The sequence below is a fragment of the Kribbella sp. NBC_01484 genome (assembly GCF_036227145.1).
Taxonomy (GTDB): Bacteria; Actinomycetota; Actinomycetes; order Propionibacteriales; family Kribbellaceae; genus Kribbella.
This window is the reverse complement of sequence record NZ_CP109437.1, coordinates 5,573,692-5,588,502: the sequence shown is the minus strand read 5'-3', so window position 1 is coordinate 5,588,502 and position 14,811 is coordinate 5,573,692. Positions and strand designations below refer to the sequence as shown.

Annotated in this window: 14 protein-coding genes, 2 tRNA genes and 1 pseudogene; 9 read left to right on the top strand and 8 right to left on the bottom strand. The window is 66.4% G+C overall.

What is annotated here, in order from left to right; translation table 11 throughout:
* Positions 1–67: 67 nt before the first annotated feature.
* The 6 genes from OG555_RS27535 to OG555_RS27510 all read left to right on the top strand — a co-directional run bounded on the left by OG555_RS27535 (position 68) and on the right by OG555_RS27510 (position 4,844).
* Positions 68–1,633 carry an amidohydrolase family protein gene (locus OG555_RS27535; RefSeq protein ID WP_329475443.1) on the top strand — a complete coding sequence of 522 codons (1,566 nt, stop codon included), beginning with the start codon at positions 68–70 and terminating at the stop codon, positions 1,631–1,633.
* A gap of 117 nt (positions 1,634–1,750) precedes the next feature.
* Positions 1,751–2,635, top strand: coding sequence for a sigma-70 family RNA polymerase sigma factor (locus OG555_RS27530; RefSeq protein ID WP_329475442.1), 885 nt, complete (start codon positions 1,751–1,753; stop codon positions 2,633–2,635).
* A 46-nt stretch (positions 2,636–2,681) separates the two neighbouring features.
* Positions 2,682–3,221 carry a hypothetical protein gene (locus OG555_RS27525; RefSeq protein ID WP_329475441.1) on the top strand — a complete coding sequence of 180 codons (540 nt, stop codon included), beginning with the start codon at positions 2,682–2,684 and terminating at the stop codon, positions 3,219–3,221.
* A 103-nt stretch (positions 3,222–3,324) separates the two neighbouring features.
* A tRNA-Asn gene (locus OG555_RS27520) sits at positions 3,325–3,397 on the top strand.
* An 88-nt stretch (positions 3,398–3,485) separates the two neighbouring features.
* Complete coding sequence (locus OG555_RS27515) at positions 3,486–4,061, top strand: DUF4232 domain-containing protein (RefSeq protein WP_329475440.1); 576 nt, start codon at positions 3,486–3,488, stop codon at positions 4,059–4,061.
* A 126-nt stretch (positions 4,062–4,187) separates the two neighbouring features.
* On the top strand, positions 4,188–4,844 hold the full coding sequence (locus tag OG555_RS27510; RefSeq protein WP_329475439.1) for a hypothetical protein: 657 nt from the start codon (positions 4,188–4,190) through the stop codon (positions 4,842–4,844).
* A gap of 90 nt (positions 4,845–4,934) precedes the next feature.
* Here the strand turns inward: OG555_RS27510 and OG555_RS27505 are convergent, their stop codons facing one another.
* Positions 4,935–5,072: a hypothetical protein gene (locus OG555_RS27505; RefSeq protein ID WP_328522188.1), complete on the bottom strand. Its 138-nt coding sequence runs from the start codon at positions 5,070–5,072 to the stop codon at positions 4,935–4,937.
* A 143-nt stretch (positions 5,073–5,215) separates the two neighbouring features.
* On the opposite strand from OG555_RS27505, the gene OG555_RS27500 reads away from it, so the two are divergent.
* A tRNA-Ile gene (locus OG555_RS27500) sits at positions 5,216–5,289 on the top strand.
* 156 nt (positions 5,290–5,445) lie between these two features.
* Here the strand turns inward: OG555_RS27500 and OG555_RS27495 are convergent.
* The 3 genes from OG555_RS27495 to OG555_RS27485 form a co-directional block, all read right to left on the bottom strand.
* A complete protein-coding gene (locus OG555_RS27495; RefSeq protein ID WP_329475438.1) occupies positions 5,446–5,796 on the bottom strand; it encodes a hypothetical protein in 351 nt (116 codons plus the stop codon).
* Between the two features lie 978 nt (positions 5,797–6,774).
* Positions 6,775–7,374, bottom strand: coding sequence for a dihydrofolate reductase family protein (locus OG555_RS27490; RefSeq protein WP_329475437.1), 600 nt, complete (start codon positions 7,372–7,374; stop codon positions 6,775–6,777).
* 74 nt (positions 7,375–7,448) lie between these two features.
* A complete protein-coding gene (locus OG555_RS27485) occupies positions 7,449–7,748 on the bottom strand; it encodes a hypothetical protein (RefSeq protein WP_329475436.1) in 300 nt (99 codons plus the stop codon).
* Positions 7,749–7,927: 179 nt separating this feature from the next.
* On the opposite strand from OG555_RS27485, the gene OG555_RS27480 reads away from it, so the two are divergent.
* Complete coding sequence (locus OG555_RS27480) at positions 7,928–8,995, top strand: sigma-70 family RNA polymerase sigma factor (protein WP_329475435.1); 1,068 nt, start codon at positions 7,928–7,930, stop codon at positions 8,993–8,995.
* 514 nt (positions 8,996–9,509) lie between these two features.
* Here OG555_RS27480 and OG555_RS27475 read toward each other — a convergent pair.
* Complete coding sequence (locus OG555_RS27475) at positions 9,510–10,340, bottom strand: alpha/beta hydrolase (RefSeq protein ID WP_329475434.1); 831 nt, start codon at positions 10,338–10,340, stop codon at positions 9,510–9,512.
* Positions 10,341–10,604: 264 nt separating this feature from the next.
* Between OG555_RS27475 and OG555_RS27470 the strand changes: the two genes are divergently transcribed.
* Positions 10,605–10,754, top strand: a complete 150-nt coding sequence (locus OG555_RS27470; RefSeq protein ID WP_442914449.1) for a hypothetical protein — start codon at positions 10,605–10,607, stop codon at positions 10,752–10,754.
* A 525-nt stretch (positions 10,755–11,279) separates the two neighbouring features.
* Here the strand turns inward: OG555_RS27470 and OG555_RS27465 are convergent.
* From OG555_RS27465 to OG555_RS27460, 3 genes and pseudogenes are all read right to left on the bottom strand, one after another.
* Positions 11,280–12,266: a DUF6884 domain-containing protein gene (locus tag OG555_RS27465; RefSeq protein ID WP_329475433.1), complete on the bottom strand. Its 987-nt coding sequence runs from the start codon at positions 12,264–12,266 to the stop codon at positions 11,280–11,282.
* 153 nt (positions 12,267–12,419) lie between these two features.
* Positions 12,420–12,566, bottom strand: a pseudogene (locus OG555_RS42970) (DUF7662 domain-containing protein); the annotation flags it as partial.
* Positions 12,567–13,041: 475 nt separating this feature from the next.
* Positions 13,042–13,989, bottom strand: coding sequence for an alpha/beta fold hydrolase (locus tag OG555_RS27460; RefSeq protein WP_329475432.1), 948 nt, complete (start codon positions 13,987–13,989; stop codon positions 13,042–13,044).
* Positions 13,990–14,811 lie beyond the last annotated feature (822 nt).

The window sequence follows — 14,811 nt, the reverse complement described above, 5'->3', positions numbered from 1 at the left end:
CCCCTCGACGATTCGTGACCTACTCTCGTGATCAGGGGCGGCAAGGGGATTCTACGGGAGGGAAGCCATGTTCGTACTGCGTGGAACCGTGGTGACGATGCGGCCGGACGGGCAGGTTCTCCCCCAGGGCGAGGTGTACGTCGGCGACGACGGACTGATCGCGGCCGTCACCCCGATCGACGCCGTACCCGCTGGTTTCGAGAACGCTCCACGGATCACGGCCGGTGGTCTGATCTATCCCGGGCTGATCGATCTACACAATCATTTGATGTACAACAGCCTGCCCTTGTGGACCGAGCCTTCGCGCACGAAACCGTGGACCTCGCACAACCAGTGGGGAAAGGCGCCGACGTACAGCGCGCAGATCAGTCAACCGGCCCGGCTGCTCGGTGCAGCGGCCGGTCGAGCACTCCTCAGGTACGTCGAGACCCGGGCGATCGTCGGCGGTACGACGTCGATCCAGGGCAACCCGCGAGGCGCCGTACCACCGGACAACGACCTGATCCGGAACGTCGACTCCGAGAAACTCGGCACCCACGACGATTTCATCCGGGTCAGCACACTGGTTGCCGACAGCAAGGAAGCGCTGGCGCCCTATGCGGCGGCGGTCGCGCAGGGGCGCGGATTCATCGCGCATTCGGCCGAGGGCTCGGATCCGAAGCTGCGCTCGGAGTTCGAGTTGCTGGACCAGGTCGGGGTGGTCAAACCGCAACTGGTCGCCATTCACGGTGCCGCGCTGAACGCGGAAGACTTCGCGAAAATGAAGGCGGGAAATTCAAGCCTGGTCTGGTCACCTTTCTCCAACTTCTGGCTGTACGGCGCGACCGCGGACGTTCGTAGCGCAAAGACTGCCGGAGTGCGGTTGTGCATCGGCTCGGACTGGGGTCCGTCGGGGACGCGCAATGTGCTCTGGGAGTTGAAGGTCGGCGATCTCTGGAACAAGGCCCACTCGGTGTTCACCGATGAGGAACTGGTGCGGATGGCGACGTCCAACCCGGGCGAGGCGTTGTCCGAGGTCTGGCCGCATCCGATCGGACGCCTGGAACGCGGCGCGCTGGCCGATCTGATCGTCGTACGGCGATCCGGGGCCGATCCGCACCGCAACTTGATCGAAGCCACCGAGGCCGACATCCGGCTCGTGGTCGTCGGCGGACGGGTCCGGTACGGACTGCGGTCCTTGATGAAGCCGCTGGCTCCGACGGCGACGCAGATCTCGGTCGGCAAGCTCTCCCGCTCGATCGACTACGGCGACGCCGCGGTCACCTGGAAGACAGTCGTCGCCGAGCTCGAGCGGATCCGGAGGGATCCCGCCGGTGCCGCGGCTCGGGCTGCGGAAACCTTCGCCGCCCTGGCCGCCGCCGACGAGGCCGGCTTCACCGACCTGGTCACTGCGGACGCCTCCCCCGGCGGAGCTCCGGCCTTGCTGGCGGCCGGCACCTTCGTGCTGCTTCCGGACATGCCGGCGCCGGAGCTCAACGTCGAGCTTCGCCGCCGCGGCGCGGCCGGCGCCACGCCGGAAGCCGTGACCATCCCACCGCTCGAGCCCCTGACCACCGGCGACAGCTGGTTCGACGCGGTCGACGCGAATCCCTTCCACGACGGGTTGCTGAGCGGACTCCGCGCGTACGCCTGAGAGCGCGAGCGCCTGCGACTTCCGGTTGTCACGTCAGGTAGTTATCCACATACCGAAAGTCGTTGCGTTCCGGCGGGTCCGATCACGGCACTCTCTTTGACAAGGAGAGGGGCACGGATGGCTGAACTGGACTGTGAACCGGCGGACGTTTCCGCGCTGGTGGCCTACCTGCGCGACATCGGGCGGCACGAACTACTGACTCTGGAGGAGGTGAGCGAGCACTCGTACTGGATCGAGGCCGGGCTGCTGGCGGCCGAGTGGCTGCGCGTCGATCCGGGCCGGCACGATCCGGCCGACCTGCGGCAGGTCGTCGCGCTCGGGAAGCACTCGTGGCGGCGGATGGTCGAGGGCAACCTGCGGCTGGTCGTCTCGCTGGCCCGGCGGTACACCGGGAAGGGCATCTCACTTCTGGATCTGATCCAGGAGGGCAACATCGGGCTGATGCGAGCGGTCGAGCGGTTCGACCACCGGCTCGGTCACCGGTTCTCGACGTACGCGATCTGGTGGATCCGGCAGTCGATCGGCCGCGCCATCTCGGACCGGTCCCGATTGGTGCGGATGCCGGCGCAGGCGTACACCGACGCCTGCCGCCTCGCGTCGCTGCGCCACGACCTGACCCAGTCCCTTGGCCGCGAGCCCACGACCGCGGACCTCGCCACGGCAAGCGGCCTCACCGCGGCCCGGGTCGAGCGCGCCGAGGCCTGGCGAATCCACCCCGACACCCTCGACGCCGACGACTCCGAACCAGTCATCGACGACGCCCCGATCGTTCTCCGCGCCGCCCTCCGCCGCGACATCGCCCACCACCTCCAGTTCCTCGACGACCTCCACCAGGCCGTCCTCGTCCACCGCTACGGACTCCAGGACCACGCCCCCTGCACCCCTGAAGAAACCGCCAGCGCCCTCCATCTGACCCCCGACCAGGTCCGCACCCTCGAAAAGGAAGCCCTCCGCCACCTCCGCCGCCAAGCCATCCCCCACCTCCGCGACTACGCGGCCTGATCTGCCCCCCACACACAGCGTTTGGAGCAACTGGAATGATGAAGATGTGAAACTCCGGCGTACGTCCTGGCCGCGCGAGTTGGCTGACGCAGTGACGGTCGCCTCGCGCGACGCGTCCGGCGCGAAGGACGACATCCTCGCGGCGGTCCAACTGACGGACGGGCACTGGGTCGCCGGCACGAGGTCTGCCGTCTACCTGCCGACCGACTCTCCGGACACCTTCCGCCGGGTCGGCTGGGAGAAGATCGAGCGCGCCGGGTGGGACTCTGAGGCGTCGATCCTGAACATCTTCGAGACCACCGACTTCGGTACGCCGTTGCGCGCGACGGAGCTCAAGGTCGACGACCCCGGCCGCTTCGGCCAGCTCCTGCGCGAACGCGTCGACGCGAGCATCGTCATCCAGCGCCACGTCCCGCTCGCCGGCAAGCGCGGCGTCCGGATCATCGGCCGCCGCAACCCGTCCACCACCGACGCCGCGGTCACCTGGAACTTCGTTCTGGACAAGGGATTGGAGCCCGACCACCCCGGCGTACTGGACGCCGCGGAAGCAGCCCTCCGAGAAGTCCGCGAGGAGTTCGGAATCTGATGCAGAAGCCAGCCTCCAGGTGGGCGAATCCCGTTTTTGTAGTTCGGGTCGCGCCTGCTAACCTACTCAGGTCCTCGGGGTTCGGGGCAGGAAACACCCACGATCCCGCGTAGCTCAATTGGCAGAGCAGCCGGCTGTTAACCGGCAGGTTACTGGTTCGAGTCCAGTCGCGGGAGCAACACACCAAGCCGGTCTCCTCAGGAGCCGGCTTTCTTCATGCCCGCACCCAGCGGCCGTGAGCCCAGAGGCGGGTAGGTTCGGCAAGTGGATCGACGGCTGTGGGTGGGGCTGGCCGGAGCATTGCTGCTGGTGACCGGATGCGGCACCGAGAGTGCAGTCGGCGGAATACCCGAGCGGACGCCGCCCCCGTCCGAGCACTCAGTGCCGACACCCCGGCCGACGCCCACCCCGCCACCCCGTACGTGCCCCAGCACCGGGGCGTCGATCTCGGTCGGCCAGGTCGACGCGGCCCTGGGACACCGCGCCGTCGTCATCAAGCTGACCAACTGCCACTCCGGCGTTTTGACCGTCAACGGCTACCCCGACGTGACTCTCCTGGACGCCAAGCGCAGGCCCATGAAGGTGACCGTCACGCACGGTCTGTCGTACATGGCCATCGACCCCGGACCCACCAAGCTCCGCCTGCGGAAGGGCGAATCCGCCCTCGCGGCCGTCTCATGGTCCAACACTGTGGAAGCCGGCGAAGACAAAGCCGCCGGCACCTACCTGTCCATCGCCAGAAGCACGCGGGACAAGCCAGTGGTCTGGCCTGTCGACACCGACATCGGCACCACGGCCAAGATCACCCTCACCGCCTGGTGCCTGACGTTCCCGACCTGACGTCCTCCACCACGGGCGCTAGTCCAATTCCCGCGACACGCGGTTCCTAATTTGGCCTATACCAGCTATTCCCGTACCGTGCTCCTGATCCCGAGGGGGGCCTCGGGGATGAGGGGAAGGAACCCTGTGAACATCAAGAAGATCCTGAACAGCAAGAGCGGCCGTCTGATGGTCGCCGCTGTACTGGGGGCCGGCGTGCTGGTCGGAGTCTCCGTCGCGGCGAACGGCGCCGTGAAGCCGGACTGCAAGTCCCTGTCGTACCCGCTGTGCCCGCGGTCGGTCGCGGCGACCCAGGTCGTCGACAACAGCCTGCCGGCGAGCAAGCTCGCACCTGCGGACCGCGCTGCGTTCCTGAAGGACTCGAACGGCAAGCTCGGCGTTTCGAAGACGTTCGACCCGGTCGTGATCGCCCACATCGGCGGCTCGTTCAAGACCGGCAAGACCAAGGTCGGCGAGTTCACGCTGCCGTCCGGCACCTGGCTGATCAACTCGTCCGCGTTCTTCGCCCGCACCGCCGCAGGCCCGGCGGGCACCCGGCCGCAGCTGGCTCTCCGGGTAGGGGCATCCGACACCGCGTTCGGTGACGACTACGGCACCATCCTCGGCGCCGAGATCTCCCCCTCGAAGGACCGGGAGCTGACCGGCTCGACCGTGAAGGTCGTGAAGGTGACCGCTTCGACCAAGGTCGAGGTGTTCGCCTTCGGCTACAACGACGACGCCGGTTCGGCCGGATCCGGCGACATCACCGCCGCGGCTGACGTGGTCGCAGTACAGGTCGGCTGACCCGTCCGCAAGCCATCGGGGCCCCGACCGCAGCCTGCGGTCGGGGCCTTCGCACGTCCGCCCTCCGGAGGAGGGCTCCGGGGCCGGCGCCTACTTGCCCTTCCGCCGGTCGATCGCGCGCTGAATACGCTGCTGCGGTTGCCCGGTCAGCTTCGCGATCAGCGGCACCCGATACTTGTACGCCGCGATCGCGCCCACCACGAGCACGAGGAAAATGAACCAGCCCATCGGCCTTCCCTTCCACGGAACAGCCCTGCACAGGACCTGCCTCCATCATGCCCGGTCCGACCCAACCACCACTCCGTCAAACCCCTGACCCACCCCTGGTTTCCCACCTCTCCCACTCCCACCAGATACGATCCTCCGAGCACGGGGCGGTAGCTCAGCTGGTTAGAGCAGGGGACTCATAATCCCTGGGTCGCGGGTTCGAGTCCCGCCCGCCCTACGGCATGAACCCGCAGGTCAGAGCAACTTCGACCCTCTGGCCTGCGGGGTGACACCGAAGCGCGTGCCATGGGCCTGCCATGAAGCCCGTGCTACCGTCCGTGCACGGCCGATGAATCCCGTAGGTCGAGGCGACAGCGTGGGTCGATCCGGCGCCTCAAGTCGGGATCGCTCCAGCCCGCGCCAGGAGAGGGAAGCAGATAAGGCGCGCACCCGGCTTCTCAGCCAGGTCGATGAGAAGCGAAATCCCAAGACGCGTGCAACGGTCGCGCAGTTGATGACGAGGTACTTCTCGGTGCTGGACGCGGACACGCAGACAGTCCGTGGCTACCGGTCGAAGTACGAAACTCACATCAAGCCGCTGCTCGGCACGACGCAGCTGTCGCGCCTCGACGTTGAGACGCTCGACAGCTTCTATGCCGAGCTGCGCAGATGTCGCATTCATTGCCAGGGACGAAAGAAGGACATCGAGCATCGAACAACCCGTCCACACCAGTGCGACGAGCATGTCCGCGACCGTTGCCCGCGCAACAATCCTGAGAGATGCCGTAGATGCCGTCGAGTGTGCAAGCCCCACGTCTGCCCGGCAGCATGGTGCCCGACCAGATCGCGAAGGTGGGCCAGTCGGCCGCCGCGTCGCAAAGCGACATCTTGGAGCAGGAACCGATGACCTTCTCATTACGAGGGAGAACTACAGCGTCGGATCTGCTCTCTACCAGCGCTTCTAACAACACGGCCGCCCCCAGCGAGCGCGAGATTCCCCATGAGTATCCGTCGTTTGGTGCCACGAGTCATGCCATGCATCTCGACCACCCTGGTCGCAGCTCAGGCCTGGTCGTGCCCGACCAAGTGCACCGGCCCGCCTTCTAATCTGTAGGACCCGCCCGGCTTCATTCCTGACCGGGTGGCCCCAAGAACTCCCGTCGCCCGCGGTGCCGAACTCCCTGTCATTGGTGTCGTTGGAGTCACGCTGGGGTCAGCCTGAACAACAAGGTGCCGGTTCGACGTCGCCCTTGACCGACCTTCCGGCCTGCGGGACGATCGCAGCTCGCTACGGTGACCGCGCGAACGACGAACCGGTGACCATCAAGCTCACACACGACCAGGCCCTGGTCCTCTCGGACTGGCTGTACGCCGTGACGATGAGGTCGGATCAGCTGAACGCGATCGTGCCCGACCGAGCAGCCTGGCGCCGTTGCGGAGGATTGCCGGCACGCTCGACAAAGCGCTGCCATAGATCTTCGCGCCGGATCGTAGAGTGTGGTAGCAGATGACGGCGGCGATGGTCAGGGCCATGGTGGGGTCGAGCCAGTTTGAGCTGCCGGTACCGCGGATGACCGCTCCCGTGACGGCGACGCCTGCGGCGGCCGTCGTGGCGCGCATTGCATCCGGCGATGTGGGTTGAGCTTGGAGCTTCCATCGCTCGGGATATCGCTTCCTAGCGCGCTGCCCTGCGCTGGATGGCGCAGGGGCAGCCGTTCTCGATTTAGTTCTTCTCGAATTCGTAGGTGTAGAACACCAGGCCGTCACCGATCTTTCGTGTGCTGACGAGGTTCAGCGCCTTCTTGTCGCTGGTCTCGTCGAAGACACGCTGGCCGATTCCCAACACGACCGGGAAAACTACCAGCCGCAGTTCATCGACCAGGTCCTGTTCCAGCAGTGTGGGCACGAGCTGGTAGCTGCCGTAGACCAGGATTTCGCCGTCCACTTTCCGCTTCAGCTCCGAGATCTCCTTCACCACGTCGCCGTTGAGGACCGTGGCGTTGCTCCACTGAGGATCTTCAAGGGTCGACGACACGACGTACTTGGGGATGCTTTTCACTCGGTTCGCCCACTCGGGGCTTACGCGGACATCCGCGCCATCGCGCGACAGCATCCGGGCCGCGAACCACTCGCTGGTCCGCCCGCCCAGCAGTAGCGCCGCGGCAGCCAGGGCTTCCTCGGTCTCGCGGGCGACCCAGTCTTCGAGGTCCTTGCCCCCCACGAACTGGTGGAACCAGCCGCCCCGCTCGAAGCCCTCCTCACCGTCGGGGTCTCGGACCACTCCGTCGAGGGTGACATTTGAGCTGATGACGATCTTTCCCATTCCGTGCTCCTTTGACGATGTTGTCGGCCATCACTGATCTAGACGGCGCGCCGTCGCTGCGGTCATGGCGTTGCTCATGACCCGGCGGTTTCCATCGCGGGGCCGACCTCGACCCCGCCGCCGACCCGCATCACCGGACAGTCTTTGGCCAGCGCCACCGCGGAGTCCATGTCGTCGGCGGACACCACCGAGTGGCCGATCATCCGGGAGCCGCTGCCGCCGACCTCGCCGAGCGAGGCGTAATCGGTCACAGCGTGGCCGATGTCCACCAGCGCCGCGCCCAGCCCGCCGAACCAGGCCTGCCACTCGGCCGGCGTCTCGGCGTCGGGCTTGTAGTCGGAGGGCACACGGTAGGAGAAAACGTACGTGGCCATGATCTGTGGTCCTGTTCTGTAGTCGGGCGCGCCCCCGGACTGGGACCGCCTCTAACCGGGTAGACGGCGGCACGGTAATCAATTGGGCGCGCAGACACCGCCCAATTCGCGGGACCGGCGGCGTCAGTATCAGTAAGCAAGTTGAACGCGGCGCGCGGAAAGAAGAAAGGCGAGGATGCATGCCGATGGAGATGGACACGACGGACCTGATCGCTCGGGCTCGGGCCGGCGACCACAACGCGTTCCGCGACCTGGTCCAGGGCCACTCCCACGAGTTGCAGGTGCACTGCTACCGCATCCTGGGATCCCTGCAGGACGCCGAGGACGCACTCCAGGAGACCCTCGTGTCCGCCTGGCGTAACCTCGGCGAGTTCGGCCAGCGGTCCTCGCTGCGGACCTGGCTGTATCAGATCGCGACCAATCGGTGCCTGGACATGTTGCGCGCCGACAGCCGACGCCCCCGCATCGCACCCCCGCTGCCCCAGGCCACCCTGCCCGAACCCACCGGCGCCGGCGACCAGCCCTGGTTGGAGCCCTACCCCGACGTCCTGCTCGACCACCTCCTCGACCAGCGCCCCGGACCGGAAGCCCGCTACGAGACCAGCGAGGCCATCTCCCTGGCCTTCATCACCGCCCTGCAACTGCTGCCCCCACGCCAACGCGCCGCGCTCGTCCTGCGCGACGTCCTGGGCTACCACGCCGCCGAAGTCGCCCAGATGCTCGATGCCACCCAGGAATCGGTTCAGAGCGCCCTCAAACGCGCCCGCGCCACCGTCGACAACCACCTCGCCGACTCCAGCAGCACCAGCAGCACCAGCAGCACCGGCAGCACCGGCAGCGGCAGGCCTGCACGCCAACCCGACACCGCGGCCGAACACCGGGTCGTCGCCCGGTTCACCGACGCCCTGGAACGCGCCGACCTGGACGCCCTGATCGAACTGCTCGTCACCGACGTGAGACTCTCCATGCCCCCCGTCACGCTGGAATACCGCGGCATCGAATCAGCCCAGCGCGTCTTCGCCGCCGTCGTCTTCCGCCCCGGCCTCACCTACCGCGTGGTACCCACCCGCGCCAACGGACAGCCCGCCTTCGGCTTGTACCAGGCAGACCCCCACGCCGGTGTCTACCGCGCCTACGGCCTCCAGGTCATCACCACCGCCGACGACCACATCACCGCCATCACCTGCTTCAACACCAACGTCATGACGTGCTTCGGACTACCCCGAACCCTCCCCGACACAGATTGACAGACTTCTGGCGCCACCCTGTTGTCCCGCGCTTGAAGGCAGAGCTCGGATGGTTGCCTCGGGCTGCTTCAACGAAGTTCCGGCGCGGGGCGCCGTCCGCATAGCGTCGCGTCGCCGGCGAGCCGCGGCAGCAAGCCGGGCGGCCCGCGTCGGTGCACGCTCGAGTTTCCGCGTCCGGCTCTGGGCCTGGCGCAGTTCGCGGCGGGCCTGCCGCACCACTCAGTTCAGCGTGGGAACACCTGGGAACGAACAGGTGTCGATTCGAGTCATCTGGAGACGGAATCGGCCGAACTGACGTTGGCTGGCCAGGCCTGGAGGGGTTGGTGTCGACGGTGTACCTCGGTTTCCTAAACCGAGCATCATCCGCTGAGCTGCGGGCCGCGCTGCCCGATCAGCCTCGGCGCTGTAGCAGGCGGCCAGAGTGAGATCATCTGTAGTCCACACGGCTCCGGACCATCAAGAGGTCGCCGCGCGACCGTCCACGACCGCCACACCACCAGATCACGGCCTGCGGCTAGGTTCGCGCGTTGCGCACGGCCCAATCGAGCGAGTAGTCCGCCACTTCTTCCCAGCCGTCCTGGGAGAATGTGGAATGGGAGCGGTCGGGGTACTCCTTGAGCTCGGTGAGTGCGCCCGTCTTCTTCTGGATCTTGTAGGCGGCGCGGGTCGACACCGCGGGCACGGTGTGGTCCTTGCCGTTGGCGAGGAACAGCAGCGGCGCGCGGCTCGAGTTGTGCCGGTTAACCCTCGTCACCGCGTGGGGTGTGAAGTTGGCGAGCGCCGCCTGGAAAAGCGGGCGCCCCGGCCCGGGAACCGCGAGCCTGTCGTAGATCGGTCTCGACTCCTCGAGTGTGCGCGTGTTCGTGAAGCCGTAGTGGAACTCCTCCGGTGTGAGCATCTGAGTCCTGTGGCGGTTGGCCGGGTTCTTCAGCGCCACCGACGCGACCTTGGCCTGGGCGAGGGGCAGGGTGTATACGCCGTGGATCTGCGCCGGGCTGATCGCCACGGCCGAGGCGCCAAGGCCGCGGTCCAGCAGGAGCTGCGTGATGAGGCCGCCGAAGGAGTGGCCCATGATGATGGGCGGGGCGTCGAGACCGCGGATGATCCGGTCGTAGTGGTCGGTGATCTCCTTGATCCCGAGCCGCTCGTACTTGGAGGTGTTTTGGCGGACCTCCTCCACCGTTCCCTCGAGTCCCGGCCAGGCCGGTGCTAGCACGGTGTGGCCCTTCGACTCGAAGCGCTGCTTCCAGCCTTCCCAGCTGAGCGGCGTGAGCCAAAGACCGTGAATGAGGACGATGGTCGGCTTCTGCGCCGCCGGGGTGGCCTCGGGTGTGTTCGTGGTCATGAGGCTCCGATCCAGGGAAGGGGTGCGGGTACTGACGCGGGATCACAACGCCTCGCGCTGACCTTCAGCACTCATTCGTGTTCCCTTGTTCACGGTGCGCGCTTCTCGTACCCCGCCGCAGCGCCCGGGTACGCCCAACCAGACTGGTCCGGTCCGCCAGGACAGGCATCATCCGGTGCGGGTGAAGCGCCGCGCAACCCACGACGTGACCACTGTTCGGGTACATGAGGGCTACTTCCGCCCGATCGTTCGAATCAACAATCGATGTTCGCCGCCCTCGCGGTCTCACGCTGGATCGAGGACACCACCGAATGGTCGATCAAGAAGTTCGTCCCCACCACCCGCCGATACCACACCATCGCAATCCAGGCCGGCGCCCACACCATCACCGCCGCCGACCCGGCGCACAACTGATGTTCCGGCTCGTGGCCGCCGCCTACGAACGCCGCGCGCTCGGCATCGCCAACCACTGGCCGTTCGAGTCGTAGGGACGTTTCCTCCCGAACAAACCACCGCGGTCGGTCTGCTCGACCGGCTGTCGCACAACGCCAACGTCGTGGTCACGAACGGCGAGTCCCACCGCATGCGCGAGGCGCTGGCGAAGGCGAGGCGCCACCCAGAAGAAACGCCGATCAACCCGAGGGTAGGGACTTCCAGATGGCCACCACCGGGGACAACAACTTGTCTGGTTTCTTGAGACGTACCTGTCAACTTCTGACGGGCCAGCTGTGCAGAACAGCATCCAGGATCGTGTCGCTCGGCCGCGAACCCACGGGCCGCAGGTGACCGCACGGACCGACTACTGACCGGGCTTCGACGCTCACCGTTGCGATCACCAGTTCCCACCGAACTCTCACCAGCCGGGGTTCCCCCCGATGGCCCCCCGTTCATGCAGGTCAGAGCCGGTGACCGCGGGATCTCTTGGCCGGGCGATTCGCGTCAGCGTGATCGCGTCTTGCGGCCGTACTGCCGTCTGAGTTCCGTGAGTCGCCCGCGAATCGGACTCGGCGGCATCTTGTCGAGGTTGAGCGGTGGGTCTAGTTCGCGGAGAACGGCGCTCTCCAGTCCGTCGAGGGCGTCACCATCATCAACAGGTATTGTCACGAACCGCAGGTGCTCGTGCATCCATGCGGTTAAGCGCTCTTCGTCAATCTCTGTCTCCGTGCGAGCGCTTGCAAGGATTGATCCGAGGCTCAGACGGAAGGTCGAGAAGTCATGGCGGCCACCAAGGTGCATGCCGCGGATGCGGCCCCACAGCGTGTTGCTCGACTTTGGCCCGCTGCGTGGCCGCGTGGCACCAGCGAGCCCGGCGTAGATCAGGCCTGGGCGGACCGGTTGACCGAGCCCAGCCGTAAGGTCGCGCGAGCCATCGTGATCGACCCACCAACTGTAGAGCCCAGGCGACCGAAACTCGGTGACTCCGGTGACTGGGACCTCACCGGGCGTCCGCGCGCCGCCGCCCGGGCCGAGACGCGCAACGAGATCCACCACTGCTGAAAGCGGTAGAGCGCGCTGTGTGTCAGACGCGTCGAGTCTCGACTCGCGGTACCAAGCCAGCTGCCGCCCCATCGTGAGCCCGAAAAGCGGCTCGACGACCTGTGCTCCAGCTGCTTGGAGCTGATCCCGAATCGGCTCGCAGTATGCCGCGCCGGCGTGAACCTCGATGACCTTCCCGGCGAGCGGCCCCACCTGGTCCTTGAGTTGATCGATGACCTGCGCGCCCCATGCGCGTCGATACTGACGCGACGTCTTGGACAGGCGCAGGTCGTATGGCTCCAGGACGGTTTCTGGCGCGACGAGCCCATGTTTCGCTGACAGAACAAACCAGGCAGCGCCGGAAGCCTCAGCATAGGCGCGTTCCTTCCGGAACAGCGCGGACGTGTAGAGGTCCTGGGCTGGTGCGAGACGATCGAGCTGCTGCTTCACGCACCCGACGAGAACGAGGTCCGCTGAATCTGAAGTGCTGGGGACCGATCGGAGTGTCGGCGACATGCCGGGAGACACGGCTTGCCCCCCGGAGCGTCGTACGAAGGTCACGGAGTCCCCGACCCGGACGTCGATCGTTGTGAAGCCGGGCCATCCCGATCGGTCGCCCTTCCAGAAGGCGGCGTAATCATAAGCCGAGCGCGGTAGCCCACCTACGAGTTCGTCGAGTTCACCCCACGTGTAGGTGACTCGATCGTCGACCGATGCGAGCGCCTCGCGGAGGGGGGACCACTTCGCCATGACTCAAGTGTGGCCCAGCCGACAACGGCACGAAACGGCGAGCGCTCGGACAATCGGCGCGCACCGTATCCAGACAAGCCCCGGCTATTCATAGGGTTCAGTGATGGCGACGTTCGGGATGTCGGTGGGGCCGGCTTCGTGATGGTGGTGCTTCGCGGGTACGTCGCTTGGCCGGCTGGCGCTGCCGGATGCGGTTCCCCGAGGTCCTCGTTGCTGGTGTCAAGTGGGCTTCAGGCGGGTTCTGGGATCGCCACAGACTCCGCAAACGGGGGCACGGTGTGCATCGAGGAATACCGCGACATTGTCTATCTGTGCGACACGGCAGCCGATGGACTGGCACCCAGGATGAACGTCGCCACCCAGAGCTCGTCCGGTCAATACAACACCCGCTACACACTGACCGCCTCGGGCGGGAACGGAACATGCGTCCATGCCCAGGAGTCGGATGGCGGCTCCCACGACCTGCCTCGCGACATTAGCGACGGCCCAGCACGGTGTCGGTCAGCAAGGCGTTGAACTTCGCCGGCTCCTCGAACGGCATCATGTGAGCCGACTTCTCGAACCAGTGCAGCTCCTTGACTGGTGCGTCGATCACGTCGAAGTACTCCACCGCCAGCTCGGCGGGCGTGTTCTGGTCGTGCCGCCCGACGACGAAGTAGACCGGGATTTCGAACGTACGCGCTGTGCGATCGAGGTCGGCCGCGAGGATATCCGGCAGCAGGCAGCCGAACGAGAACTCCTGCGCGACCGCCGAGAGGTCGCCGAAGTACTGGTGACGAAGCTCCGGCACTATGCGGTCGAACAGCGCCGCAGTGTCCCCGTTGACCACGCCGCCGAATCGATCGAGCCAGGCCCGTTGAACGACGAGATCGGCGAACGTCAATCCACCCGAAGGGGTGTACCGATCCTCAATCGCCCGCAGCGCGCTGATCGCCTCGCTGTTCTGGCGTTCGATCGCCCTCCGCAGGGTGAACGCGTACGACGCCTGCTCGTTGCGCATCCCGGCGACGAGCTGACCCGCGCCGACGAACGCGTGCAACTTGGCCGGCCGCTCGCTGGCGAGCATCGCGCCGACCAGGCTCCCCCACGAGTGCCCGAGGAGGAAGACCTTGTCCTGGGCGAAGCATTCGGTCAGCCAATCGATCAACTCGAGTGCGTCGGCGACGAACTGGCGCAGCGTCATCGACTCGGCCGGAATGTCGGAGGCATAGGACCTGCCGGCGCCGCGCTGATCCCAATGCGCCACAAGGAAGTGATGCTCCAAGTCCGCGTTGTATGCCGTGAACAGCGGCATCTCGGCGAACCCCGGACCGCCGTGCAGGATGAGCAGCAACGGATTGCCGACATCGGCGCCTCGTATCAAGACCTCTTGTGCAAGTCCGCCGAGCAGCACTCGCTGCCGGAGTTCCACGCGTTCGTTCACGGCGTGCCACACTACCCGCCGCACCCATCCAAGGTGCGGCGGAGCGGGATAGCGACAGCGACGACGACACCGTGAGCACGAACTACGGCTGGAGTACTAGGCCCGCTCCCGGGGTCTTACCACTACGGGAAAGAGTTCTACATCAACGGCTGACCGACACAAGCCACCAAGCCGCCTCCGGCAGGCTGCCCTCGACGCCACCTCCCAGGCAATCTGCCGGTGTCTGATGGCACGCCTGCCAACTCTGCGCGTCGGAGTTCGTGGAGCAACTGTGGAACACCTTTTGGAACGAACTGGCGAGTAACAGAGTTGCTGGAGACGACGAACGGCGAACTGAGCGCGGCTCCCGAGGCTCAACTCGACTCCTGTCGATGCGGTCCGGCGGCCTTCTAATCCGTCGGTCGAGTTGGAATCCTCCCGAGCGCGGCAAGCAGTCCCCCGGCGGTCAGCGGCTGAGCGCAGGCCGCCAGCTCTGGTGCTGCGCGCCCCCGGAGCACAGACAGGCATGCGACGCCAAGCCGCGGGTCAGCTTCGATCGTGGCGACTCAGCTGGTCCGAGCGAAGCGCCGACATGACCGCAACAATCCGGCGAGCGGGAGCGGGAGCGCGACCTACGAGGTTCTGACAAGCGTGAGCTCCTCGTCGGCTAGATCGACGAGGCTGGCCTTCCAACCGGCGTCGACGATGGCGCGAGCGACCGCCGACCCGTCGCAGCTGTGCCAGTGGCGCACATGCTGGCGACACGAGTTCTTGAAGAGGCGCTCAGCTGGCACCGGCCGCCATCCGTCGCTCACCGTGGGATCATTCGTGGCGCGAAATGGA